At 74.2% G+C, this 23,858-nt stretch carries 20 protein-coding genes and 2 pseudogenes; 10 read left to right on the top strand and 12 right to left on the bottom strand.

Features of this window, described 5'->3' with window-relative positions; translation table 11 throughout:
* Positions 1-98: 98 nt before the first annotated feature.
* On the bottom strand, positions 99-578 hold the full coding sequence (locus ACFWN1_RS19030) for an Lrp/AsnC family transcriptional regulator (protein WP_384363297.1): 480 nt from the start codon (positions 576-578) through the stop codon (positions 99-101).
* Positions 579-837: 259 nt separating this feature from the next.
* Here ACFWN1_RS19030 and ACFWN1_RS19025 point away from each other — a divergent pair, with 259 nt between their 5' ends.
* A complete protein-coding gene (locus tag ACFWN1_RS19025) occupies positions 838-2,331 on the top strand; it encodes an FUSC family protein (protein ID WP_384363293.1) in 1,494 nt (497 codons plus the stop codon).
* A 225-nt stretch (positions 2,332-2,556) separates the two neighbouring features.
* On the opposite strand, the gene ACFWN1_RS19020 is transcribed toward ACFWN1_RS19025, so the two are convergent.
* Complete coding sequence (locus ACFWN1_RS19020) at positions 2,557-3,477, bottom strand: sirohydrochlorin chelatase (protein WP_384363291.1); 921 nt, start codon at positions 3,475-3,477, stop codon at positions 2,557-2,559.
* A 408-nt stretch (positions 3,478-3,885) separates the two neighbouring features.
* On the opposite strand from ACFWN1_RS19020, the gene ACFWN1_RS19015 reads away from it, so the two are divergent.
* Positions 3,886-4,563, top strand: a complete 678-nt coding sequence (locus tag ACFWN1_RS19015) for a uracil-DNA glycosylase (RefSeq protein ID WP_384363289.1) — start codon at positions 3,886-3,888, stop codon at positions 4,561-4,563.
* A 59-nt stretch (positions 4,564-4,622) separates the two neighbouring features.
* On the opposite strand, the pseudogene ACFWN1_RS19010 reads toward ACFWN1_RS19015, so the two are convergent.
* Positions 4,623-4,841: pseudogene (locus tag ACFWN1_RS19010) on the bottom strand (exo-alpha-sialidase); the annotation flags it as partial.
* Positions 4,842-4,977: 136 nt separating this feature from the next.
* Between ACFWN1_RS19010 and ACFWN1_RS19005 the strand changes: the two are divergent.
* Positions 4,978-5,565 (top strand): hypothetical protein, encoded by a 588-nt coding sequence (locus ACFWN1_RS19005; RefSeq protein ID WP_384363287.1) that lies wholly within the window; start codon positions 4,978-4,980, stop codon positions 5,563-5,565.
* A gap of 301 nt (positions 5,566-5,866) precedes the next feature.
* Here the strand turns inward: ACFWN1_RS19005 and ACFWN1_RS19000 are convergent, their stop codons facing one another.
* Positions 5,867-7,519, bottom strand: a complete 1,653-nt coding sequence (locus ACFWN1_RS19000; protein ID WP_384363285.1) for a DNA alkylation response protein — start codon at positions 7,517-7,519, stop codon at positions 5,867-5,869.
* A gap of 73 nt (positions 7,520-7,592) precedes the next feature.
* On the opposite strand from ACFWN1_RS19000, the gene ACFWN1_RS18995 reads away from it, so the two are divergent.
* From ACFWN1_RS18995 to ACFWN1_RS18985, 3 genes are all read left to right on the top strand, one after another.
* Entirely contained in the window at positions 7,593-8,339 is a 747-nt protein-coding gene (locus tag ACFWN1_RS18995) for a PaaX family transcriptional regulator C-terminal domain-containing protein (RefSeq protein WP_384363283.1), read from the top strand.
* Positions 8,340-8,463: 124 nt separating this feature from the next.
* Positions 8,464-9,015 (top strand): hypothetical protein, encoded by a 552-nt coding sequence (locus tag ACFWN1_RS18990; RefSeq protein WP_384363281.1) that lies wholly within the window; start codon positions 8,464-8,466, stop codon positions 9,013-9,015.
* 8 nt (positions 9,016-9,023) lie between these two features.
* On the top strand, positions 9,024-13,382 hold the full coding sequence (locus ACFWN1_RS18985) for an HAD-IC family P-type ATPase (RefSeq protein WP_384363279.1): 4,359 nt from the start codon (positions 9,024-9,026) through the stop codon (positions 13,380-13,382).
* Here ACFWN1_RS18985 and ACFWN1_RS18980 read toward each other — a convergent pair.
* The 7 genes and pseudogenes from ACFWN1_RS18980 to ACFWN1_RS18950 all read right to left on the bottom strand — a co-directional run bounded on the left by ACFWN1_RS18980 (position 13,379) and on the right by ACFWN1_RS18950 (position 18,886).
* Positions 13,379-14,722, bottom strand: coding sequence for an FAD-dependent oxidoreductase (locus ACFWN1_RS18980; RefSeq protein ID WP_384363277.1), 1,344 nt, complete (start codon positions 14,720-14,722; stop codon positions 13,379-13,381). The genes ACFWN1_RS18985 and ACFWN1_RS18980 overlap by 4 nt on opposite strands.
* Positions 14,723-14,822: 100 nt before the next feature.
* Complete coding sequence (locus ACFWN1_RS18975; protein WP_384363275.1) at positions 14,823-15,497, bottom strand: TetR/AcrR family transcriptional regulator; 675 nt, start codon at positions 15,495-15,497, stop codon at positions 14,823-14,825.
* A gap of 192 nt (positions 15,498-15,689) precedes the next feature.
* Positions 15,690-15,884 (bottom strand): annotated as a pseudogene (locus tag ACFWN1_RS18970) (hydrolase); the annotation flags it as partial.
* The gene (locus tag ACFWN1_RS18965; protein WP_384363274.1) at positions 15,881-16,549 is read right to left on the bottom strand and encodes a phosphatase PAP2 family protein; all 669 of its coding nucleotides are present in this window, start codon (positions 16,547-16,549) and stop codon (positions 15,881-15,883) included. The pseudogene ACFWN1_RS18970 and the gene ACFWN1_RS18965, both read right to left, overlap by 4 nt.
* Before the next feature lie 101 nt (positions 16,550-16,650).
* Positions 16,651-17,583 (bottom strand): M56 family metallopeptidase, encoded by a 933-nt coding sequence (locus ACFWN1_RS18960; protein ID WP_384363272.1) that lies wholly within the window; start codon positions 17,581-17,583, stop codon positions 16,651-16,653.
* Positions 17,584-17,667: 84 nt separating this feature from the next.
* Entirely contained in the window at positions 17,668-18,213 is a 546-nt protein-coding gene (locus tag ACFWN1_RS18955) for a DUF5134 domain-containing protein (RefSeq protein ID WP_384363270.1), read from the bottom strand.
* A 280-nt stretch (positions 18,214-18,493) separates the two neighbouring features.
* Positions 18,494-18,886, bottom strand: a complete 393-nt coding sequence (locus ACFWN1_RS18950; RefSeq protein WP_384363268.1) for a VOC family protein — start codon at positions 18,884-18,886, stop codon at positions 18,494-18,496.
* Positions 18,887-18,957: 71 nt separating this feature from the next.
* Here ACFWN1_RS18950 and ACFWN1_RS18945 point away from each other — a divergent pair, with 71 nt between their 5' ends.
* On the top strand, positions 18,958-19,494 hold the full coding sequence (locus tag ACFWN1_RS18945) for a GNAT family N-acetyltransferase (RefSeq protein WP_384363295.1): 537 nt from the start codon (positions 18,958-18,960) through the stop codon (positions 19,492-19,494).
* A gap of 49 nt (positions 19,495-19,543) precedes the next feature.
* On the opposite strand, the gene ACFWN1_RS18940 is transcribed toward ACFWN1_RS18945, so the two are convergent.
* Positions 19,544-20,227, bottom strand: a complete 684-nt coding sequence (locus tag ACFWN1_RS18940; protein ID WP_384363267.1) for a glycerophosphodiester phosphodiesterase — start codon at positions 20,225-20,227, stop codon at positions 19,544-19,546.
* A gap of 342 nt (positions 20,228-20,569) precedes the next feature.
* Here ACFWN1_RS18940 and ACFWN1_RS18935 point away from each other — a divergent pair, with 342 nt between their 5' ends.
* Genes ACFWN1_RS18935 through ACFWN1_RS18925 form a run of 3 tightly spaced genes read left to right on the top strand, consistent with a single transcriptional unit; the run spans position 20,570 to position 23,831 of the window.
* Positions 20,570-21,967, top strand: a complete 1,398-nt coding sequence (locus tag ACFWN1_RS18935; RefSeq protein ID WP_384363265.1) for a DUF6421 family protein — start codon at positions 20,570-20,572, stop codon at positions 21,965-21,967.
* A 50-nt stretch (positions 21,968-22,017) separates the two neighbouring features.
* Positions 22,018-22,764, top strand: a complete 747-nt coding sequence (locus tag ACFWN1_RS18930; protein WP_384363263.1) for an SDR family NAD(P)-dependent oxidoreductase — start codon at positions 22,018-22,020, stop codon at positions 22,762-22,764.
* A complete protein-coding gene (locus ACFWN1_RS18925; RefSeq protein ID WP_384363261.1) occupies positions 22,761-23,831 on the top strand; it encodes a threonine aldolase family protein in 1,071 nt (356 codons plus the stop codon). Before ACFWN1_RS18930 ends, ACFWN1_RS18925 begins: the two co-directional genes overlap by 4 nt.
* Positions 23,832-23,858 lie beyond the last annotated feature (27 nt).

Here is a 23,858-nt window from a genome sequence, read left to right as displayed (position 1 = left end):
CACCGGCGGTGGCAGGGCGGGTCTGGGCTGTAGTCATGAGGTCACGCTATGCAGTGACTCTTGTCTCCGCATCACGGGAAGCAGGCCGGCGCGGGCACTCAGGGCTTCGCCGCCGACCGGCCGACCGACTCCACCAGGGGCAGCAGCCGGTACGGCACCCGCTCCCGCAGGGCCACCTCGGTGCGGGTACGCACCACGCCGGGCACGCTGATCAGCTTCTGGATCACGTCCTCCAGATGGGCGTTGTCCCGCCCCACCACCCGGGCCAGCAGGTCCCCGCCGCCGGTGGTCGAGAACGCCTCGACGATCTCCGGAACGGCCGCCAGCGCCTCCCCGACATCGTCCAGGTGACCCTGCGTGACCTCGATGTGCACGAACGCCAGCACGGGGTGGCCCAGCGCGGCGGGGGAGAGGGACGGGCCCGTACCCGTGATCACGCCGTCCCGCTCCATCCGGTCCAGCCGGGCCTGGAGGGTGCCCCGCGCGATGCCGAGGACGCGGGCGTACTCGCGCACGCTGGTGCGCGGCTGCTCCAGCAGCAGCCGCAGGATGCGGGTGTCCAACTCGTCCACGGCCATCGCGTTCCGGCCTCCTCGTACCTCGTCGACCAGCGAAGACTGTACCAATGGCCCAGTGTCTCTCCTTCGGTCAGTACCGTGCGACCTGCGCCGTTGGCCCATCCGCCCGTCAGGGAGCTTTACCATTCCTGGACCAATGGCACAGCGGAATCAGTGGCAGTTGAGCCAAGTGGAATTGGGTGCTGTCATAGGGGGTCGATGGCGCTGCGGATTCCGCGGCGCCTTTTTCGTGCGGACCGCCATCAGGGAGCGACGAGCAGTGCTGAAGAAGGTGTTCATGGCGCCGGACCCGGGACGGGTGCGGCTGCGCTTCGCCGCGCGGGCCGTGCTCGGCATCGGCCTGGCCGTCGTCGTGTGCGGGCTCGTGGGGCGGTCCCTGACCGGCATGGTCGCGGGCGGGCTCGCCGCGCTGCTCGCCCTGTTCACCGTCGCCGACGCCACTGTGCGCGGGCAGGCCGTCACCACCGCCCTGCTGCCGGGCACGGGGGCGCTGGTACTGGCCGTCGCGGCCGAGCTGCACGCCTACCCGGTCGCGCGCGACCTGGCCTTTCTCGCGGTCGTCGGCGCGGGCGTGTACGCCCGCCGCTGGGGCCCGCGCGGCCACAGCCTCGGCGTGTTCGCGTTCATGATGTTCTTCGTGGGCCAGTTCCTGCACGTCACGCCCGCGCGGCTGCCCGAGCTGTACGCCGCCGTCCTGCTGTCCGTGCTCAGCGCGGCCGCCGTGCGGTTCGGCCTCTGGTGCTACGAGCGCCAGCGCCCCACGCCGACGGCACCGGCCCCGCCGGGCGGTACGGGACTCGCCCGCGTCACCACCCGGCAGGCCGTGCAGGCGTTCGCGGGCGCCGGCTTCGCGCTGGTCCTCGGGCAGCTCCTGTCCGGACAGCGCTGGTACTGGGCCGTCGGCGCGACCTGGTGGATCTTCGTCAACACCGCCTCACGCGGCGAGACGCTGGTACGCGGTTTCCGGCGCGTCCTCGGCACGGTCCTCGGCATCGGGCTCGGGCTGCTCGTCGCACTGCCGGTACACGGGGCCGTCGTCCCGTCGGTGCTGCTCATCGCGGTCGCCGTCTTCGGGATCTTCTACTCGGCCGCCGTCTCCTACACCTGGATGATGCTCTGCGTGACCCTGCTGGCCGAGACCCTCTACGGCCTGCTGGGCGTCCTCACCCCGTCGCTGCTCGCGCTGCGCGTGGCCGAGACGGCGGTCGGGGCGGCGGGCGCGATGCTCGCCGTCCTGCTCGTGCTGCCGGTGACCACCCACACCACCACCGACGCGTGGATACAGCGCGCCCTGCGCTGCGTCCACGCCTGCACCGCCGAGGCGGCCGCCCGGCTCGCCGGCTCGGCCGACGCCGACCCGGCGCCGCGCGTGGCCGAGCTGGAGCAGCTGCTCGGCCGGGTCCGGATGTCGGTCGCGCCGCTCGTGCACCCGCTGAACCCGCTGCTGAGCCGCAAGGGACGGGCCCGCCGGGTGCTCGCGCTGCTGGACGACTGCGCGCGCGAGGTGCGGGGGCTGGTGGCCGTCGCGGCCGACCCCGAGGCGTCCCACGACGCCCGGCTGGCCGCCGCCTGCTGGCGGGTGGAGGCGGCGGTGGAGGCGCTCACGGAAGGGGGCGGTGAGCCGCCCTACCGGCCCGGTGAGCTGCCGGTGGAACCGGCGCTGGTCCATCTCCATGGGCTGGAGCACGCCTTGGCCGACCTGGCGGAACCCCTGCGGAGGGCTGGGGGATCGTCCCGGCTGGTGGGGGCTTGAGAGGCCGGGGCTGTCGCTGCCGGGGGGCTTGAGGGTGCGGGTGCGTGGGGGCTGGTCGCGTGGTTCCCCGCGCCCTTGGGTTGACGTGGCCGAGGCCTGCTGGACGGTGTGCGCCCCTCGCCCCCGAGTTCGGTGTCGTCCACGCTTGCCGCGTGCGCGCGCGAAGGGCCCGCTCCGTTCGCAGCGGAGTAGGCCCTTCGTCGTGTGGGTGTAGCTGGGCTCCGTTCAGAACACCGGGGCGCCCTGCGGCTGCTGGGCGATCCCCAGGGAGGCCGTGTACTTGGCGAGGGCGAGCTTGCCGATCGCCGGGTAGGCGCCGAGGGCCTCGGAGGTGGCGCAGCCGACCTCTTCGGCGGCGGCTGTCAGCAGGGCCGTGTCGATCTCCGGACCGATGAGGTACGGGGCGAGCGCGAGCTGCTGCGAACCCGAGGCGCGGAGCTGGTCGGCGATGGAGGCGATCGAGCCCTCCTGGTCCAGCGCTGCGGCCATCACCGGCACGGCGAGGCGCGCGGCGAGCAGCATGCCGGTGATGCCGGCGGCCTGCACGGCCTCCTCACCGCCCACGGATGCCAGGATGATGCCGTCGGCCGCGGTCGCCACCGTGAACAGGCGGGCGCGGTCGGCGCGGGCGAGGCCCGACTCCGACAGCCGCACGTGCAGACCCTCGGCGAGCAGCGGGTGCGGCCCGAGGACATCGGTCAGCTCCGCCGCGACCCGGCTGTCCATCACGGCCTGACGGGTCTGCCGCAGCAGGGCGTTGTCGGGACCGGCCAGCAGCGGTACGACCACCGCCACCGGGCCGTCCGGCGCCTTGGCGTCGGAACCGGCGGCGACTGCCTGCTCGTGGCGCACGGTGCGCTCCTCGGCGGCGCGCGCCAGGATGGCGCTCAGAGTCGGGAATTCGACATCGTCCCCGTCCAGGTAACCGATCCGGGCGTCGAGGCCGGGCAGCTCGGAGCGCGCGATGCTCACGACCTCCTCGGCGAGGCCGCGCGTGGCGGCGCTGGGCGCACCGGGCACCGCGAGGACGAACGCGGGCGCGTCCTCGGGAGCCACCAGCGGCTCCGGACGGCGGTGCCGTCCGGGCTGGCGGGGTCGCGGCATTCGTACTGGCAGGCCGGACTCGGGTCCAGTGGGGGAGCTCATGGCGCCGCATGTTACTGGTTTCCCGAGTTCCCCTGTTCGGGGAGGGTGCAGGTGAGCGGTATCCGTCCGGTTTTGTCGGATCAGTTGCGTACATGGGGCGACTGATCCGCTCCTGTATAGGGCAGTTGGGGACCCCGTGGTACCAATTCCCCCTAATGTCGCTCTCTTTCGTGCGCCGGTCACGCAGGGCGGGCGCGGGTCCTCGGGTCAGGCGGCGTCCCCGTCCGTCGGCGGCCGGTCAGATCGGTGCCGATGGCGGGTCGATGCCGCCCTCGCCGGTCCGTACTGTCCCGCTGTTCGCCGGAGCGCGCGTACGACGGGGGCAGGGTAGCGGGGGCGGGGGAGTGCGCGTGGGCTGATCCACAGCCGTTCGGGTGATGTCGGTGCGGGCCAGTAAAGTGACTTGACGTGGCACGACGACCGTTGAACGAACTTGTAGAGGCCGGCTGGGCGAAGGCCCTGGACCCGGTGGCCGATCGCATCACGGCCATGGGGGACTTCCTCCGCGCCGAGGTGGCGGCGGGCCGGACCTACCTCCCGTCCGGGGCGAACGTCCTGCGGGCCTTCCAGCAGCCCTTCGACGATGTGCGGGTCCTGATCGTGGGTCAGGACCCCTACCCGACCCCGGGCATGGCGATCGGACTGAGCTTCGCGGTGGCGCCTGAGGTGCGGTCGCTGCCGGGCAGCCTGGAGAACATATACCGGGAGCTGAACACCGACCTGGGCCTGTCCCGGCCCTCCAGCGGTGACCTGACCCCGTGGACCTCCCAGGGCGTCCTGCTGCTGAACCGAGCCCTCACCACGGCGCCGCGCAAGCCCGGAGCCCATCGCGGCAAGGGCTGGGAGGAGGTCACCGAGCAGGCCATCCGCGCGCTCGCCGCACGCGGCACGCCGCTGGTGTCCATCCTGTGGGGCCGCGACGCCCGCAACCTGAAGCCCCTGCTCGGGGACTATCCGGCGATCGAGTCCGCGCACCCGTCGCCCATGTCGGCGGACCGCGGCTTCTTCGGCTCCCGCCCGTTCAGCCGGGCCAACGAGCTGCTGACCGGCCAGGGCGCCGAGCCGGTGGACTGGCGCCTGCCGTAGCCCGGCGGGTGCGGGGAGGGCTCGGCGTCGGCTCGCGCGGCCGCGCTCTCCCTCAGCGGGCTCGGACGAGGCGCGGACGAGGCGCGGCCGAGGTCGTCGGAGCGGAACACCGAGGGACCCCGGTGCGCGCTGTCGCCACTGGCCAGCAGGCGGGGGGTGCCGTCCCGGGTGTCGATGCCGACCGCGTGGACGGCGTGGGCGTCGTCCCGGGTGCGTTCGCGCCTGCGGCCGGTGAACAGGCCCTTGCGGGTGCTCACCGCGAGCAGTACCTCAGTCATGGCGACCACCTCCGGGAAATGCCACGTCCTCCTGTTTCACCCAGTGTGCACCTGGCCACTGACAGTGACCCTGAGCAACAGGACGCGGGCGTCCGTATCGGAAGGGGTCCGGCCTGTGGGCGCGCTCGTGAGGAGGATGGCCTTGAAGGCGTTCCGTGGTCCGCGTGGGTGGCTGTGGCGGTGGCGGCGCGGTCCGCTGCGGCGCCGTGCCGATGTGGTGGAGGGGTGGGTGCTGCTGGGTGTCTGGCTGCTGACCCTGCTGGCCGGGATCGCGGCCGGGCTCGCGGCCGCGCGGTCGGCGGAGCGAAGCCTCGCCCACGAGCGCGTCACCTGGCGTCCGAGGGTCGCCTACGTCGTCGCCCATGTCCCTGCTCGGTCCGGGGCCCGCAGTTCCAGCAGGGAACGGGTCTGGGTGGAGGTCCGCTGGACCGCGGGAGACGGCTCGCCGCGCACCGGCCAGGTCCGGGTCGCGCCGGACGCGGCGACCGGCGCGCCGGTCGCCATCTGGACCGACGAGCGTGGACGTCTCACCGGCCGCCCCGCCACCGCCACCGAGGCCGCCGTGCGCGCCGCCTTCATCGGCACCCTGTTCGGCGCGGGCGCGGCCACCGTCCCTCTCGCCGGCGGCCGCCTCCTCCTCGCCCGGCTGGAACGCCGCCGCCTGGCCCTCTGGGACGCCGAGTGGGCCCGGCTGGGCCCGCAGTGGGGCCGGATGGCGGGATGAAAACAGACCACGGCTCGCTCCCCGCCCGCTCGGGACCCGCAACGCCTGACTCCGCCGGGAGCGGGCTCCACTCGGCTCGGGCCCGCCCTGCTCGGACTCTGCCCCGCTGAGGTCCGGCCCGGTCATGGCTCCGCCAGGAGCAGGCCCCGCCCCGCCCCGCACGGGCCCGGCCAAGCTCAGCCCCCACACGCAGGCCCCGCCACACGCAGGCCCCGCCACACGCAGGCCCCGCCACACGCAGGCCCCGCCAGGCTCAAGCCCCGCCCCGCCCAAACTCCGCCCCCTGCAAACTCCGCTCCCCTCACACCGGCAGCGCCCGCTCAAGGACCGCGTCCAGATTCGTGGCCGACGGCAGCGTGCCGAAGGTGTGGCCCCAGTCGCCGCCCAGCCGGGTCGCGCAGAACGTGTCGGCCACCGCGGGCGGGGCGTGGCGGACGAGGAGGGACGCCTGGAGGGCCAGGGCCATCCGTTCGACCACGCGGCGCGCGCTGAGCTGGTCCGCCCCGGCCAGCTCCCGCTTCAGGGAGGTCACCGTCGCGTCCAGGTGGGCGTCCGCCCCGCGCGTGAGGGCGAGTTCCCCGAACAGGGATTCCGCGCTGCCAGGCTCCCGGCCCAGTGCCCGCAGCACATCAAGGGCGTTGACGTTCCCCGAGCCCTCCCAGATGGACAGCAGCGGCGCCTCCCGGTAGTGCCGGGGCATGCCGGAGTCCTCGACGTAACCATTGCCGCCCAGGCACTCCAGCGCCTCCGCGGTGAACGCCGGACCCCGCTTGGTGACCCAGTACTTGCCGACAGCCGTGGCGATCCGCCGGAACGCCCGTTCGTCCTCGTCCCCGCGCACCGCCCGGTCCGCCGCCCCCGCGAGCCGCAGGGTGAGCGTCGTCGCCGCCTCCGACTCCAGCGCCAGGTCCGCGAGGACGTTCCGCATCAGCGGGTGGTCGGAGAGCCGGGCGCCGAACGCGCTGCGGTGCCGGGTGTGGTGGCCCGCCTCGACCAGTGTCTTGCGCATCAAGGTCGCCGAGGACATCACACAGTCCAGCCGGGTGCAGTTGACCATCTCGATGATGGTCTTCACCCCCCGGCCCTCCGGCCCGACCAGCCAGGCCACCGTGCGGTCGAACTCCGGCTCGGAGGACGCGTTGGAGCGGTTGCCCAGCTTGTCCTTCAGGCGCTGGATGCGGAACGTGTTGCGGCTGCCGTCCGGCAGCACCCGGGGCACCAGGAAGCAGGAGAGCCCGCCCGGCGCCTGCGCCAGCACCAGGAACAGGTCGCACATCGGCGCCGACGTGAACCACTTGTGCCCCCGCAGCGTGTAGACGCCGGGTTCGTCCGTCGGCGTGGCCACGGTGGTGTTGGTGCGGACGTCGGAGCCGCCCTGCTTCTCCGTCATGCCCATCCCGGCGAGCAGACCGCGCTTCTCGGTGGGCACCCGCAGCCCCGGGTCGTACTCCCGGCTGGTGAGCAGCGGCTCGTACACCTTGGCCAGCTCCGGCTGGGCGCGCAGGGCGGGGACGGCGGCGTACGTCATGGAGGTCGGGCAGCCGTGGCCCGCCTCGGTGTGCCCCCAGACCAGGCCACCCGCCGTACGGGCCACGTGCGCGCCGGGACGGCCGTCCGCCCAGGGGGTGCCGGCCAGGCCCTCGGCGACGGCGGTGCGCATCAGGTGATGCCAGCTCGGGTGGAACTCGACCTCGTCGACACGGTTGCCGTAGCGGTCGTGGGTACGCAGCTCCGGTTCGTGCCTGTTGGCCAGTTCCCCCCACTCCTGTGCCTCGGCGCCGCCCGCGCGCAACCCCAGCAGCCGTACACCGTCCTCGGCCCACCCGGCGCCCTCCCGGCGCAGCCCCTCCAGCAGGGCGAGGTCGGCGGACGCGTCGTACGGAGGCAGCGGCGGGGGCTGGTTGGTGACGTCATGGGTGGCGTACGGCGGCGACTGCTCGGGCATCGGGACCATGAACCCATGTTGCGCTCTCCGTACGACTGTAGCAACGACGCAACACGGATCGCCGCACGTACAGTACGTGCCCATGCGCATGAACCCGTCGGCCGAGCCGGTGACCAGGCCGTTGTCCGCGCGGTCGGTCGTGCTGAGCCTGCTGCTCGGCGCGCACCCGCCCCGGCTGCCGGTACGGGAACTGGTGCGGCTCGTCGAACCGTTCGGCGTCGGAGGCTCCACGCTGCGGGCCGCGCTCAGCCGGATGGTGGCCGCGGGCGACCTGCGCCGCACCGACGCCGTGTACGGGCTCAGCGACCGCCTGCTGGCCCGGCAGCGCCGCCAGGACGAGGCCGCACGGCCCCGCGTGCGTGCGTGGGACGGCGACTGGGAGATGGTCGTGATCACGGCGACCGGACGCGGAGCCGCCGAGCGCGCCGACCTGCGGGCCCGGCTGACCGCGCTGCGCCTGGCCGAACTCCGCGAGGGCGTCTGGCTGCGCCCCGCCAACCTCGCCCGGCCGCTGCCCGACGACCTGGCCGGGGTCGCGCTGTCGTACACCGCCCGCCCCGACGAGCCCGCCGCCGGACTGGTGGCCCGGCTGTGGCCGCTGGACACCTGGGCGGCCGACGCGCGCGGCCTGCTCGGCCGCGCCACCTCCGCCGGGCGTCCGGCCGAGCGGCTCACCGCCTTCGCTGCCGTGGTGCGCCACCTGCTCACCGACCCGGTCCTGCCCGCCCCCCTCCTTCCCCCCGCCTGGCCGGGTGACGCCCTCCGGGCGGCCTACGCCGGGTACCAGCGGGAACTGGCCGTGTCGCAGGCGCCGCGGGGCGGGACCTAGCGGACCGGCCGAGTGGCGCGGGCCGGGTGCTTGGCGTCTCCTGGGAGTGGAGGGGGCTGACCAGCTTGCGCGTGCTTCCGGGCACCGGATGGGGCACGGCAGGCGATCTCGCCCGAGGAGAGTCATGGCTGAGCACACGTCGTCGGTCCTCACCGCGCCCTTGCGCGACGCAGCGTCCGTCCTGAGCAAGGTGCCCGGCGCATCGGTCGTCTCCAGGGCCGCTCAGGACACGCTGGACATCGTCGGCGTGATCTCCCCCCGAGGACGGCGGCTCGCGGTGTACACCGGGGCGGGCGTGCTCGGCGTCGCCGGAGTGGTGGAGTGGCCGGTGGCGCTCGCCGGAGCCGCGATCGCCTGGCTGACCCAGCCCGCCCCTCCCCTAGTGACCCCGTCGGCCGGAACCCCGGACACCGAGGCCGCCGAGCCCGCACCCGCCCCCGCGACCGAGGCCGAGGTGGGCGAGGCGGCCCTGCGGACCGGGCACCACGACGCCCCCGGCCCGGTGAAGGCCACGGACATCGAGCCCCCGCACCCCGAACACCCTGAGCCCGCGCCCCCCGAGCCCCCGCACTCCGAGTCCTCGCACAAGAAGCAGGGCAAGAAGTCCGGTAAGCGGCCCAAGGGCGCCACCGGTCAGCTCGGGCCGACCGCCCGCCCCGAACGCACCACCCTCTGACGGCCGGAATGCTCCCCGACCTCCTCATCGCGCCCACGGCCGCCGCCCGCCTGCCCCGGCTCCTCGCGGAGGCCGCCGCACCCCTGATCGGCGCGGCGGCCGGCGCCGCGGCGGGCACCGCACGGGCGGGCGTACGCGGCGCGGACGCGGCCGTACGCGTGACACGGGTCGCCCGCACGGCGCTGCCCGGCGGCCCCGCCCACTGGCGCTCCGGCGCCCGCGTCCACCTCCCGCTGCGCACCGCCGAGGCGGACCGGGTGACGGGTGCGGGCGGCCGGGCGCACCTGGCCCGCCGGATCGCTACGGCCCTCGCCGACCGGCCCGACGTGCTCCTCGCCCACTGGGACGACGGACTCGCCCGCCTCGTCGTGACCATGACCGAGGACGCCGTCAGCGACCGGGTGGTGGACCGCGCCGCCGAACTCGCCGTACGCGACGGCCTGCTCGTGGCGGGCGGCGACCCCGAGGAACACGTCCATCCCGCCGACCCGGCCGGCGTACGCGCCGCCGCCACCACCCTCGCCTTCGACCTGATCGGCATCGCCGGCGCCCTCACCGGCTACGCCCTGCGGCTGCCCCCCGCGCCCCGCGCTGTCACCGCCCTGGTCACCCTGGCGCGCGAGAACCCCCGCGCCCGCGCCTTCCTGCGCGCCCGCGTCGGGGTCGCCCGCATGGACCTCCTGCTGGCCGGTGCCAACGCGATCGTGCACGCCGTCGGGCAGTCCCCCACCTCGCTCGTCCTCGACGGCGCCCTGCGCTCCCTCCAGCTCACCGAGACCATGGCCCGCGCCGCCGCCTTCGACTCCCTCCACGACGAGCTGTGCGGACCCGAGCGCGTCAGCGTCGCCCCGGCCGGCTCCCCGCGCCCGCCGCTGCGCGAGTCCCCGGCCCAGGTGTACGCGGCTCACGCCTCGGCGGGCAGCGTGCTCGGCGCGGTGGCCGCGCTGCTGGTCAAGCGGAACCTGAACTGCGCCGCCGAGGCCGCCCTCTCGGGCTCGCCCAAGGCCGCCCGGTACGCCCCGGCCGCCTTCCACGCCGTACTCGGCACCGCCCTGGCCCGCGCCGACGTGCTGGTCCGCGATCCGGAACGGCTCAGACAGCTGGAGATGGCCGGAACCCTCCTGCTGCACCCGAGCGCGCTGCGCACCGACGAAGGGCTGCCCGACCCGTGGACCGAGGCCGTGCTCGACGCGGCCCGCCGCGCCCGGCTGCGCGTCGTCCTCGTGGACGACCCCGCCCTGGAGGACTTCGTCGCGCTCGCCGACCAGCTGGTCGACGCCAGAAGGCCGCTGGACGACGTCGTACACGCCCTGCGCGGGGAACTGGACGCCGAGGACGCCGGGGACGGTGAGGGTGGTGAGGAACGCGTCGTCATCACCGTCGCCCGGCCGCGCGCCTCGGCGGAGACCGACATCCTGGCCGGGCTCGACGCCGCCGACATCGCCGTCGCGCTCACCGACCAGGAGGGCGCCGTCATCTGGGGCGCCGACATCCTCGCCCCGCACGGCCTGCCCGACGTGTGGCGGCTGCTCACCGCGATCCCCGCCGCCCGCGCCGTCGGCAGCCGGGGCCAGATCCTCGCCCGCTCCGGCGCCGCGCTCTCCGGCCTCCTGGTGGCCATCGGCGAGGTCCGGCGCGGCCGGGGGCACCGCTCGGTCATGCCCGAGATGCGGCACGCCCCCGTCGACACCGGCGCGCTCACCGCCCTGGCGTACGGCGTCTGGGCCGCCCTCAAGGTGGCCGTCGCCCGCGCCCCGCACCCGCACGCCCGCGTCCGCTGGCACGAACTGGACCCCGACGAGGCCGTGGAACGCCTGGACCGCGAGGCACCCCCCGAGCCGGGCGTGCTGGAGCGGGCCACCAGCGAGGCCCGCAAGACGGCCGACCGGTTCGCCCGCGTCCCCGCCCTCGCCCCGGCCCGCTTCACCTGGCAGCTCGGCCAGGCCGTACGCGGCGAACTCGACGACCCGCTCACCCCCGTACTGGCGGTCGGCTCCGCCGCGTCCGCGATCCTCGGCTCCGTCGTGGACGCCCTGCTCGTCGTCGGCGCCCTCGACCTGAACGCGCTCGTCGGCGGGGTCCAGCGGCTGCGCGCCGAGCGGGCGCTGTCCGGGCTGCACGCCGAGCAGCAGCGCAAGGCGCGCGTCGCGCCCCCGCCGGAGGAGGCGCCGGCGGGCCGCACCCGCACCGTGGACGCCGGACAGCTGACGCCCGGCGACGTGATCGAGCTGAAGGGCGACGACGTGGTCCCCGCCGACGCCCGGCTGCTGTGGCAGGAGGGCCTGGAGGTGGACGAGTCGGCGCTGACCGGCGAGTCCCTGCCGGTGCACAAACACGTCGGGACCACCCCGCACGCGGCGGTCGCCGACCGGCGCTGCATGGTCTTCGAGGGCACCACCGTCGTCGCGGGCACCGCCCACGCCGTCGTCGTCGACACCGGTGAGCGCACCGAGGCCGCCCGCGCCGTCCACCTCGCCGCCCGCACGCCCCCGGCGGCCGGCGTACAGGCCCGGCTCCAGGAACTCACCCGCAAGGCGCTGCCGCTGACCCTGGCAGGCGGAGCCGCCGTGACCGGACTCGCCCTGCTGCGCGGCACCCCCGTGCGTGAGGCGGTCAGCGGTGGCGTGGCCGTCGCGGTCGCAGCGGTACCCGAGGGGCTGCCGCTGGTCGCCACCGTCGCGCAGCTCGCCGCCGCCCGCCGGCTGAGCCGCGACGGCGTCCTGGTCCGCACCCCGCGCACCCTGGAGGCGCTGGGCCGCGTCGACACCATCTGCTTCGACAAGACCGGCACCCTCACCGAGAACCGGCTCCGGGTCGTCCGGGTCTCCGACGCCGAGGGCACCGAGTGGGCGGCCGGTGACGCCGGCGAGCCGGGCCCCGCCGCGACCCTGCGCCGCGCCGCCCGTGCCTGCCCGCGCGTCAACGGCGGCTCCGGGCGCCCGGTGCACGCCACCGACGAGGCCGTCATCCGCGCGGCCGCCCCCGACCCGGACTGGACCCAGCTCGGCGGCCTCTCCTTCGAGGCCGCGCGGGGCTACGCGGCCGCCGCGGGCCGGGAGGGCGACGGCCCCCGCACCCTGGTCGTCAAGGGGGCGCCCGAGACCGTACTGCCCGGCTGCGCGGCCCTGTCCGACCGCGCCCACGCCTCCGCCCACTCCCTCGCCGGGGCCGGACTGCGGGTCCTCGCGGTGGCCATGCGGCGGCTCGAAGACGGCGAGACGGACGCGGACGCACTCCAAGAGCCCTTGCGCGGACTGGAGTTCACCGGACTGCTGGCCCTCTCCGACGTACCCCGCGAGACCTCCGAGGCGCTGGTGCGCGGCCTGTACGAGGAGGGCGTACGCCCGGTCATGCTCACCGGCGACCATCCGCAGACCGCCCGCGCCATCGCCCGGGAACTCGGCTGGTCCGAGGACACCGAAGTGGTCACCGGGGACGAACTGGCCGCCGCCGACCGGCGTACCCGCGCCCGGATGCTGCGGGACGCCGGGGTGGTGGCCCGGGTCGCGCCCGAGCAGAAGCTGCAGGTCGTGGAGGCGCTGCGGGACGCGGGCCGGGTGGTCGGCATGGTCGGCGACGGCGCCAACGACGCCGCCGCGATCCGCGCCGCCGACATCGGTGTCGGCATCAGCGCGCGGGGCTCGGCCGCCGCGCGCAACGCCGCCGACATCGTCCTCACCGACGACGACCTCACCGTCCTCATCGACGCGATCGGCGAGGGACGCTCGCTGTGGCACAGCGTCGCCGACGCCATCGCCATCCTCATCGGCGGCAACGCGGGCGAGGTCGGCTTCGGCATCCTCGGCACCCTGCTCTCCGGCACCGCCCCGCTGTCCACCCGGCAGATGCTGCTGGTGAACCTGTTCACCGACCTGTTCCCGGCCATGGCGGTGGCCGTGACCCCGAAGGACGGCGACGACGCCGAGGTACGCGGCCGGAACGCGTCCCCGGAGGACGTGGCGGGCGGGGTCCTCGGGGCCCCGCTGATCCGGCAGATCCGGCACCGCGCCCTGACCACCGCGCTCGGCGCCGTCACGGCCTGGCTCATCGGCCGCTTCACCCCCGGCACCGCCCGCCGCGCCAGCACCATGGCGCTGTGCGGTGTGGTCGGCACCCAGCTCGTCCAGACCCTCCTGGACCGCCGCGACAGCACCCTGGTCCGCGTCACCGCCCTCGGCTCCGCCGCGGTCCTCGTCGCCGTCATCCAGACCCCCGGCATCAGCCGCCTGGTCGACTGCACCCCCCTCGGCCCGATGGCCTGGGCGGGAGTGGCCCTGGCCATCGCCGCCGCCCTGGCGGCCCAGCGGACGCTGCCCCGGCTGGAGGAGATCGTCGCCGGGCTGGTCCCGACGGAGGAGCCGGCCTAGAGAGCCGACCGCGCCGCCGCCCACAGCTCGTCCCAGTCCGACAGCTTGACCGGGTTACGCCCCAGGCTCGCGCCCAGCTCCGCCTCGGCCCGCTCGATCGCCAGCCAGCCCGGCCACGCCACCGGGTCCGCACCAGCCGCCCGCAGCCCCAGAAGCGGGTCCTCGGGCACCTCGCGGGACTCCAGCGCGGGGGCGTCCTCCAGCAGCGAGGTCACCGTCTCCTTGGCGCAGGAGCGGTTGCTGCCGATCACGCCGGTCGGGCCGCGCTTGATCCACCCCGCCACGTACGCGCCCGGCACCGGGACGCCGTCGCTCAGCACCCGGCCCGCCAGATGCGGCACCGTCCCGGCCACCGGGTCGGACGGCAGCCCCTCCGGCGGCATCCCCAGGTATCCCACCGAGCGCAGCACCAGCTCAGCGCGGACGTCCTCGAACACCCCCGTCCCCCGCACCCCGCCCTGCCCGTCCGGCTCGGTCCGCTCGAAGCGCACCCCGCCCACCCGGCCGTCCGCCCCCAGCACCTCCACCGGACGCAGGAAGAACCGCAGCCGGATCGTCCGGTCGGCGTCCGGGGGAGAGACGGCGGACCAGTCCCGCAGCACCTCCGCGTTACGGCGCTGGGCGGCCGGCAGCGCGGAGAGGTCCGCGAAACCAGGGTCGAGCGCCAGTTCCGCCGGGTCGACCGAGACCCCGACACCCGGCAGACCGCCCAGCTCACGCAGCTCCCTGGTGGTGAACCGGGCCTGCGTCGGCCCACGCCGCCCCGCCATCAGCACCTCGTCCACCCCGCCCCCGGTCAGCATCTCCAGCGCCGCCTGCGGCATGTCCGTCCCGTGCAGCTCGGCCGCGCCGCGCATCAGCATCCGGGTCACGTCCACGGCCACATTGCCGACCCCGACGACCACCGCCGAGCGCACCCCGCGCAGGAAACCCTCGTCGGCCGCGTCCGGATGCGCGCTGTACCAGGACACGAACTCCGACGCCGACCAGCTCCCGGGCAGCTCCTCGCCGGGAATGCCCAGCGGCCGACCGGCCGCAGCGCCCACGCAGTACACCACCGCGTGGTAAAGCTCCCGCAACCGCTCCACCGGCACCCCGTCCGGGCCGCCCACCCCGACCCCGCCCAGGAACCGGACCCGGTCGTGCTCCAGCACCGTCCGCAGGCTGCCCTGGAGCGACTTGATCTTCTCGTGGTCCGGGGCGACGCCGTAGCGCACCAGCCCGAACGGGGCCGGCAGCCGGTCCAGCACGTCCACGCGCACATCGGGGTGGTGCTCCACCAGGTTCTGCGCGGTGTAGCACCCGCTCGGCCCGGAGCCGACGACAGCGACCCGCAGCACGGCGTACTCCTCACCCCGGGGGCATCGGGCGACAGCCCCGACGGCTCCAGCATGGCACCGCGCGCCCACGTCGGCAGGGGCCGACGCGCCATCGGGCCAGCTAGTCGCAGCGCTCGTCCGCCCGCTCATCCGTGGCGAAGAACCGGGACAGGCCGCCCCGGGCCGGCTCGTCGGCCGCGCCGCAGCCCGGCGGCATGCCCAGCTCCCCGTCCAGCCCGTACCGCTCGAACAGCTCCGCGCGCAGTAGCGGCACCGGCATCGGCACCCCCGGCACCAGCGCCGCGTACACCGCGCCCATCAGCAGGGCCCGGAGCATCGGATAGCCGGCCGTGACGTCGTCCGAGCCGCAGCGGGCGACCGTGTCGCCGAGGAGTTCGGACAGGCGGCGCTGCTCCGGGCACTGTACGAAGCCCTCCGCCTGCAGCAGGCCCGCCATGTGCTGGCGCATGAGCAACGGCCGCTCCCGCGCCAGGCCCAGGATCGCGTCGATGGCACGGGCCAGCCGCTCCCGGCCGTCCTCGGTACGCGGCTCCCGCTCCAGCGCCTCCTCCAGCGTGCGGTGCATCAGCCGGTGCACGGCGGACTGCACCAGCTGGCGCTTGCCGGGAAAGTAGTACGAGACCAGTCCGCGTGCCGAACCGGCGCGGTCCGCGATGTCGCCCAGGGTGGTCGCCTCGAACCCGCGCTCGTCGACCAGCTCGACCGCCGCCTGGAGAAGCCGCTCACGTGAACGCCGCCGCAGCTCTTCATTGACCGAGGCGCTGCGCGGGCACATTGCGAAACTCCTGCGTTGACTGGCTGTCAGCCAACTATACTCAGACCATGCGGCGCCGTATCGCGCGGGGCCTCTTCAAGGCTGCCGTTCGTCTGAGCGCCACGGGGGAGCGCCTCAGACGGACGGCAGTTCCGCTTCCGGCAGCAGGTCCGGTACGGGCAGCGGCGCGTCCGGCCGGCGTGCCACCGGCAGTGCCGACTCCTCCGGTACGACGCTCGGCTCCGCCCCGCCCGGAAGCGCGCCGGCCGTCTCCAACGCGCCCGCGCTGTGCAGGAGTTCGGGTTCGGCCATGGTGACGCCGGCCGTCTTCAGGGCGGCGCGCAGCCAGGACTCGGCGGACTCGATCCGGCACAGCGTGCCCGAGAAGTCGAACAGTACGGCGGTCATGCGCGGGACCCCGCTCCTGCCGGTCCCTGGCGTCGCTCGTCGACCAGTACCGCGGCGGCCACCAGCAGGGAACCGAGCAGCCAGCCGCCGAGGACGTCCGAGAACCAGTGCACCCCGAGCCACACCCGCGTGAGGCCGACGCCCAGCACCGAGACGACGCCCACCGCGACGGCCGCCCACCAGCGGGCGCCGCCCACGCCATGACGGTGGATCAGCCACAGCAGCAGCCCGCACACCACGGTGGCCGTCATGGTGTGCCCGGACGGGAACGCGGCGTACCGTGCGCTGTCCACGGGGTCCGGCCACACCGGACGCGGGCGCGCGACGCCCGCCTTCACCGCCTGCTGCACCACCGCCGCCACCCCGCAGGTGACCACCAGCCACAGCGCCGTCCACCACGCTGCCGTACGCCACACCATCCACAGCGCGACCCCCGCGCACAGCAGCCGCATGGTCACCGGGTCCCAGATCCAGTCGGTCAGCACCCGGAAGACCTGGGTCACGCCTCGCTGCCGCACCGCCCAGCGGTGGGTGGTGCCGGCGATGTCGTCGTCCAGCGTGAGGAGGGGGCCCCACTCGACGGCGACCAGGGCGGTCAGCAGGGCGGAGGAGAGGGCGAGGGCGGCGGTGGTGAGGAGTGCGGCGCGGGGGATCTGGTGGTACATGGGGTGATCTTCGTCGATGAGAGCCGTGCGGGCCGTCATCGCGGGCGAGGTGGAGAGTCTGGTTCGCGCGGGGTCTGATCGTCCGCTGCGGACGACAGACCCTAGTGCAACGCCCGCAGCCCCGGAACGAAAGCGACCAGCACCGGAAGTGCCGGGACCAGCGCGGCCGTCGCGGTGAGGCGGAGGCGGCGCGGGGCCGGGAGGCGCGGCGGGGCCGTCAGGAGGCGGTCCACTCGCCGGGGCAGTTGCGCGTGCGGGGTGGGGGAGGGGCCGAACACGCCCCGGCCCTCGTTGAGTTCGACCAGGGCCAGGGCGGTCGTCACCCGGCCGAAGCGGCGGGACGCGGTGTCGTCGGCGGCCAGTTCGACCAGCCGGTGCATCTCGTCGCGGAACGCGGCGAACACCGGTACCCGCGGGAAGCCGCCCGCCAGCGCGGCCGAGCAGTGCAGCAGCCAGTCGTGGCGGAAGCGGGCGTGACCCTGCTCATGGGCCAGCAGGGCGTCCAGTCGGCTGCCCCTGAGGCGGCGCAGCGCGGCCGTGGTGACGACGAGCCGGGGAGTCGCGCCGGGGAGCCACCACACGTCCGGCCGCTCGCCCTCCAGCACCACCAGCCGTCCGCCCGGCTCCTCACCCGGCAACAGGGGCGCCCGCTCCAGCAGTTCGGACAGCCGCACCCGCCGTCGCCGCCGGGCGTGCAGCACCTCGCCGACCAGCATCGTCAGGCTCCACAGCCCCCCGCACGCGAGTGCCACGGCGGTCGGCGCGGCCCACGGCCCCGCCGCGCCGAGGGCGTACGCCTCGACGACCCCGTGCGGAGCACCGCCGAACAACTGCCCGCGCACCGCCTGCCACGCCGCCGCCGCGCTCAGTGTCATCGACAGCGCACAGCACAGCAGGACGGCGGCCACCACGCACTGCCAGGCCCACAGCGCCACCACCGGCTCCCGGTCCGGCCAGTCGGCCCGTGCCAGCAGACGCGGGGCGGCGACGGAGGTCAGGACGCCGAGCAGCAGCAGTGCCACGGGGACCATCATGGGCAGCACCCTATGAGCACCGGACCGCGCGGCGGGGCCGAAGTGACGCAGGCAACTCCCGCGCCCCACACCTCGCTTGAGGTGTCACATCGTCAGAAGCATCGCCAGCATGCCTATCCCCATCGACAGCCGGCAGACCCGGGACAGCTCGGGCCGGTCCCCCCACCGCACCGCACCCCGGGCGCCCCGCACGGTGACGGGCACCAGACGGGCGCCGGTGAGCAGGACGTAACCGGTGAAGTAGAGCAGCAGTACGCCCGTCAGCCACGCCGGGCCGGAGCCGCCCGTATGGTGGTGCCCGGCCGGGGCGGCGGCCATCAGCAGCGACATGTACACCATGGCCGTACTGCCCAGCAGGTGGTGCAGATGGTGGCCGCTCCGGCGCGCCGGCCACAGCGCGCGCAGCGCGGCCAGCCCGAACACCGCGGCGTACAGCGGCCACACCCAGCGCGGCGGGGCGAAGACGGCGGCGGGTACCGCCATCGCCGCCATCCCGAAGCCCATCAGCGCCTCGCCGCCCGCCGCGCGGCGCTGCTCCTCGACGCCGCTGCGCATCCGCAGCAGGCAGTAGGCGCCGGTCGCCGCGCACAGCGCGACCAGCAGCCAGGCCGGTGACACCGGACCGTGCACGCACACCACCCCCGTTCGACGCTCGGTCGAGAGATGCGATGCCCACGACGGACGGCGCGCACGCGAGCGCAAGGAGGTGCACGGGGAGCGTTCGCCGGAGCGCGGGGTGTGAGCTGGGCGAATCGTGGGGCCGGGACAAGTCCTTCACCGATGAGACACCTGCCAGGTGGTGTGGTCCGCGCCGGCCCCCGAGCGTCAGGTCGAGCTGTCCGCCCCGCTCACCGCCTCCTCGACGGAACCGGAGGGCCGGCTCGGTGCCCCGCGCGGCCGAAGCGGCGCGTCAGACGCCCGGCCGGTACCGCAGCGGATGGTCCGCCGGGATCTCCACCAGCACGATCGGGATGCCGTCCGGGTCGGCGATCCACAGCTCGATCAGCCCCCACGGTTCCCGGACCGGTTCCCGGACGATCTCCACCCCGGCGGCCCCCAGCTCGTCCCGCGCGGCCGCCGCGTCCGCGACCTGGAGCCACAGCCGCACCGACGGCACGAGCGGGGCCTCGGCCCGGCCTGACAGCTCCAGGAAGCCGCCGCCCAGGAAGTAGACCGTTCCCCGCTCCGGGCCCGTGCCGAACTCACGGTGGACGGCGAGCCCCAGCTCCCCTCCGTAGAAGGCGCGGGAGCGCTCGGGGTCCGTCGGACGGATCAGGGTCCTGCTGCCCAGTACATGCACCATGCGAGGGGAGACTAATCGCCCCGCTACCCTCATCCGTGGTCATGCCGCGCCCCAGATCGGAGTACACCCTCATGGACACCGCCACCGGACTGACGTTCCGCGACGCCACCGACGCCGACGTGGACCACCTCGTCGCGCTGGTCGAGTCGGCGTACCGGGGCGACGCCAGCCGGGCCGGGTGGACCACCGAGGCGGACATCCTGGACGGGCAGCGCACCGACCCCGAGGGCGTGCTCCAGGTCATCAGGACGCCCGACAGCAGGCTGCTCGTGGTGGAGCGGGAGGGCGCGATCGTCGCCTGCTGCCAGCTCGAACACCGGGGCGCCCACGCCTACTTCGGCATGTTCGCGGTGAGCCCCACGCTCCAGGGCGCGGGGCTCGGCAAGGCCGTCATGGCGGAGGCGGAGCGACAGGCGCGGACCGCCTGGGGCGCCACCGAGATGCACATGACGGTGATCTCCGTCCGCGACGACCTGATCGGCTGGTACGAGCGCCGGGGCTACCGCCGTACGGGCGAGACGACCCCGTTCCCGTACGGCGACGAGCGCTTCGGCATCCCGCGCCGTCCCGGCCTCCGCTTCGAGCTGCTGGTCAAGCCGCTGGGGTGACGGCGGCCCCGGCCTGCGCGGTGGAGCCGCCGGTGCGACGGCGCCCGTGCTACGCGGTGAAGCGGCCGGTGCGCTTGATGTCCGGGAGGTCGGTCGTCGCGCCGTCCAGCTGGAGGGCGCGTACCAGCCGCAGCTCGTCCTGGGTGTTCACCACCCAGGCGAGGACCCTCAGGCCCGCCGCGCGCGCCTCCTCCACGACCTCCAGCGTCAGCCGGCGGACGTCGAGACAGAGCGTCGCCGCGCCGACCGCCACCGCGCGGCCCACCACCTCCGGGCCGTAGTGCTCCGCGACCAGCGCGGTACGCACCCCGGGCACCAGTCGGGTGATCTCGGCGAGCGCCTCGTGGTGGAAGGAGATGACCTCCACCCGGGAGACCAGGTCCCGCCGGAGCATCACCTCCGCCAGCGCCTTCGCGGCCGCGGCGTCCTTGATCTCGGCCTGGACCGGCGACCTGACCGCGTCCAGGACCTCCTCGAACACCGGCACCCGCTCGCCGCGCCCCGCGTCCAGGGTGCGCAGCTCCGCGAGGGTCTTCTCGGCGATCCGCCCGGTGCCGTCCGTGGTGCGGTCCACCCTGGCGTCGTGCATCACGATCAGCGCACCGTCCTTGCTCAGGTGCAGATCGAGTTCGACCATGTCCAGCCCGGCCCGCTCGGCGGCGGCGAAGGAACGAAGCGTGTTCTCGGGCTCGACACCCATGACCCCACGGTGCCCGATGGTAAGGAAGTTCAAGGTTCAACTCGCTTCCGTCGACGGCGGATCGGCTTGCGCGGACCCGAGGGAGTGTCGTCGTCCGCACGCCTGGTCCGCAGCCTAACGGCCGTGTCGGCACCGGTGCGATCACGAGTCGCCCGGCGTGGCGCCCGGCACCCGCCGGCCGGAATCCGGTGATCGCTCACCCGCCGGAATCAACCCGGCGCGTGCAGCGAAAGTGAGCGCGGTCACGGTTTGGAACCGGAAAAACAGCGGTGACCATGCGGTCGCGCAGAATAATTTCCCGATACCCCTCTTGTTCGGCGAAACGGGGTACGCATACGGTGTCCATACGCGAGGTTCTCCCGTGGAGGATGGGACATGACGGAAATTCTTGTGCAGCCCGGTACCGAGGGAAAGGTTCCTTCGCTGACCAGGGTGGTCGAGCACGCGGCGTGGCCCGTCCTCAAGGGCGCGGTGGAGCAGATCCGGCCATGGCAGTCGAAGGACGGCTCGATCGACTTCGCCGCCGAGGGCGCCCCCGGGCGGGCCGAGGCCGAGAGGGCCGTGGGCCGGGTCGTGGCCGCGGTGGAGGAACTCTCCCCGCTGCTCCCGCACGACGCCGCGTACCACCGGGCTCTGGCGGGCGACCTGCGCCGCTGGGCCGAGGGCGGCTTCGAGGTGCCGGACTTCCTGGACTCGTTGCTGGCCTTCCAGCCCGCCGCCGACCGCGCCGACGGCCTCCAGCACCTGGTCGTCTTCCCGATGTACACGCAGAACGGCAACCCCGACCGCAACTTCGAGGCGGTCGTGCTCCGCATGGTCTGGCCGGACTGGCTGGCCGAGCTGGAGCGCACCCGGTACGACAACCCGCTGTTCTGCGGCATCACCTTCGAGGACTTCACGGCCGGGTACGACACCAACTCCGCCGTCCTCTTCCCGGAGACCATCGCCGTACGCGAGGCGCCGGAACGTTTCTCCTGGGGTGGCATCTTCTGCGACCGCGAGGCCGCCCGCTTCCGCCGGGTCACCGACGCCGCCGTCGGCATCCTGGGCCTGGAGCTGCCCGAGGACATCGCCGCGATGGTGCTCGACCAGAAGCGCTGCGAAGAGGCGTTCGTGCTCTGGGACATGGTCCACGACCGCACCCACAGCCACGGCGACCTGCCGTTCGACCCGTTCATGATCAAGCAGCGCCAGCCGTTCTGGATGTACGGCCTGGAGGAACTGCGCTGCGACCTCACCGCCTTCAAGGAGGCCGTGAAGCTGGAGTCGGACGGCGTACCGCAGGCCCGTGACGTGCAGTACGCGGTGCTCTTCGACCGCATGTTCCGCTTCCCGGTCACGGGCGACCGCGTCCGCAACTACGACGGGCTCGGCGGCCAGCTCCTCTTCGCCTACCTGCACAAGCACGACGTGGTCCGCTGGACCGACAACAAGCTCGCCATCGACTGGGAGCGCGCCCCGCAGGTCACCAACCAGCTCTGCGCCGACATCGAGCAGCTCTACCGCGACGGCATCGACCGCCCCAAGCTGGTCCACTGGCTCGCCGGGTACGACCTGGTCGCCGGCTATCTCTCCCCGCACCCCGGCTCCAAGTGGGCCAAGGGCCCCGACGCCCTCGACCTGAGCCTGCCGCCGCGCAAGCTGGTGGACGACGTGCTTCCCGACGAGTTTCCGCTGAGCATGTTCTATGAGGCGCTGGCCAAGAAGCTGAAGAATGTGATCGCCGCCACCAAGGGCATCACGGCGGACGGCGCCGAGCGGATCGCCGCGTGAGCGACCGCGGGCACGACACGGCACACGGAGTGGACGGAGAAGGGAAGACGATGCGGAACGGGGCTCTTCGGGGCGCGGTCATCGCGGTCGCCGGTGCGGGCGGACCGGCCGGACTGGCCACGCTGGTCAGACTCGCCGAGGCCGGCGCGACCGTGGTCGGCGCGGACAACGACCCGGCCCGCCTGGCGGAGGCCGTGGACGCGGCCCGCTACGCCAACGGCGGCGCCACGGTCACCGGTGAGACGGTCGACCTGCTCGACCTGGACTCCACCCGCGCCTGGGCCTCGGGCATCGAGAAGGAGCACGGCCGGATCGACGGCCTGGTCCACCTGGTCGGCGGCTGGCGCGGCGGCGCCAAGTTCGAGAGCACCGACCTCGCCGACTGGGACCTGCTGGAGAAGCTGCTCGTCCGCACCGTCCAGCACACCTCGCTGGCCTTCTACGACGCGCTCCAGCGCGCCGGGGACGGCCGCTACCTGTTGATCAGCGCCGCCGGCGCGTCCAAGCCGACCGCGGGCAACGCCGCGTACTCCGCCGCCAAGGCGGCCGCCGAGGCGTGGACGCTGGCCATGGCCGACGGCTTCCGCAAGGCGGGGGGCGAGGAGGGCCCGGCGGCCGCTGCTGCCATCCTGGTGGTGAAGGCGCTGGTGCACGACGCCATGCGCGCCGAGCGCCCCAGCGCGAAGTTCGCGGGCTTCACGGACGTCAAGGAGCTGGCCGAGGCCATCGAGGGCGTCTGGGCCAGGCCCGCCGCCGAAGTGAACGGAAACCGTCTGTGGCTGACCGAGAAGCCGTGAACCCTCCCAGGACCGACGCCCGTCGCCACCACGACCCGCAGGTCCGCGGTTTCGCCAGCGACAACTACGCCGGGGCGCACCCCGAGGTGCTCGCCGCCGTGGCCCTGGCCAACGGCGGCCACCAGGTCGCGTACGGCGAGGACGAGTACACCGAGAACCTCCAGCGGATCATCCGCAGCCACTTCGGCGCCACCGCCGAGGCGTTCCCGGTGTTCAACGGCACCGGCGCCAACGTCGTCGCGCTCCAGGCGGTCACCGACCGCTGGGGCGCGGTGATCTGCGCCGAGAGCGCGCACATCAACGTCGACGAGGGTGGCGCGCCCGAGCGGATGGGCGGCCTGAAGCTGCTCACCGTGCCCACGCCGGACGGCAAGCTCACCCCCGAGCTGATCGACCGGCAGGCGTTCGGCTGGGACGACGAGCACCGGGCGATGCCTCAGGTCGTCTCGATCACCCAGTCCACCGAGCTGGGCACCCTCTACACGCCCGACGAGATCCGCGCGATCTGCGGACACGCTCACGCGCACGGCATGAAGGTGCACCTGGACGGCTCCCGGATAGCCAACGCCGCTGCCTCCCTGAACGTCCCCATGCGGGCGTTCACCAACGCGGCCGGCGTCGACATCCTCTCGCTGGGCGGGACGAAGAACGGCGCCCTGTTCGGCGAGGCGGTCGTGGTCATCGACCAGGACGCCGTCTCGCACATGAAGCACCTCCGCAAGCTGTCCATGCAGCTCGCCTCCAAGATGCGCTTCGTCTCGGTGCAGTTGGAGGCCCTGTTCGCCAAGGACCTCTGGCTGCGCAACGCCCGGCACGCCAACGAGATGGCCCAGCGGCTCGCCGAGGGCGTCCGCGCGGTGCACGGCGTGGAGATCCTGCACCCGGTGCAGGCCAACGGCGTCTTCGCCCGGCTCCCGCACGACGTGAGCGTCCGGTTGCAGCAGCGGTTCCGCTTCTACTTCTGGGACGAGGCGGCCGGCGACGTCCGCTGGATGTGCGCCTTCGACACCACGGAGGAGGATGTCGACACCTTCCTGGCGGCGCTCAAGGAGGAGATGGCCCGCTGAGGGCGTCCCGCGCATACGACAACGGCC

This window comes from Streptomyces sp. NPDC058459 (assembly GCF_042721685.1).
In the GTDB taxonomy this organism is placed as follows: domain Bacteria; phylum Actinomycetota; class Actinomycetes; order Streptomycetales; family Streptomycetaceae; genus Streptomyces.
This window is presented reverse-complemented; position numbering and strand designations above follow the sequence as displayed.

Excerpts from the sequence above, each read along its gene's own strand:
- ACFWN1_RS19005 (WP_384363287.1), top strand. The coding sequence starts at position 4,978 with ATGGCCTTGAAGGCGTTCCGTGGTCCGCGTGGGTGGCTGTGGCGGTGG.
- ACFWN1_RS18990 (WP_384363281.1), top strand. The coding sequence starts at position 8,464 with ATGGCTGAGCACACGTCGTCGGTCCTCACCGCGCCCTTGCGCGACGCA.
- ACFWN1_RS18930 (WP_384363263.1), top strand. The coding sequence starts at position 22,018 with ATGCGGAACGGGGCTCTTCGGGGCGCGGTCATCGCGGTCGCCGGTGCG.
- ACFWN1_RS19000 (WP_384363285.1), bottom strand. The coding sequence starts at position 7,519 with ATGGTCCCGATGCCCGAGCAGTCGCCGCCGTACGCCACCCATGACGTC.
- ACFWN1_RS18995 (WP_384363283.1), top strand. The coding sequence starts at position 7,593 with ATGCGCATGAACCCGTCGGCCGAGCCGGTGACCAGGCCGTTGTCCGCG.
- ACFWN1_RS18960 (WP_384363272.1), bottom strand. The coding sequence starts at position 17,583 with ATGATGGTCCCCGTGGCACTGCTGCTGCTCGGCGTCCTGACCTCCGTC.
- ACFWN1_RS18965 (WP_384363274.1), bottom strand. The coding sequence starts at position 16,549 with ATGTACCACCAGATCCCCCGCGCCGCACTCCTCACCACCGCCGCCCTC.
- ACFWN1_RS18935 (WP_384363265.1), top strand. The coding sequence starts at position 20,570 with ATGACGGAAATTCTTGTGCAGCCCGGTACCGAGGGAAAGGTTCCTTCG.
- ACFWN1_RS18985 (WP_384363279.1), top strand. The coding sequence starts at position 9,024 with ATGCTCCCCGACCTCCTCATCGCGCCCACGGCCGCCGCCCGCCTGCCC.
- ACFWN1_RS18950 (WP_384363268.1), bottom strand. The coding sequence starts at position 18,886 with ATGGTGCATGTACTGGGCAGCAGGACCCTGATCCGTCCGACGGACCCC.
- ACFWN1_RS18975 (WP_384363275.1), bottom strand. The coding sequence starts at position 15,497 with ATGTGCCCGCGCAGCGCCTCGGTCAATGAAGAGCTGCGGCGGCGTTCA.
- ACFWN1_RS19020 (WP_384363291.1), bottom strand. The coding sequence starts at position 3,477 with ATGAGCTCCCCCACTGGACCCGAGTCCGGCCTGCCAGTACGAATGCCG.
- ACFWN1_RS19030 (WP_384363297.1), bottom strand. The coding sequence starts at position 578 with ATGGCCGTGGACGAGTTGGACACCCGCATCCTGCGGCTGCTGCTGGAG.
- ACFWN1_RS18945 (WP_384363295.1), top strand. The coding sequence starts at position 18,958 with ATGGACACCGCCACCGGACTGACGTTCCGCGACGCCACCGACGCCGAC.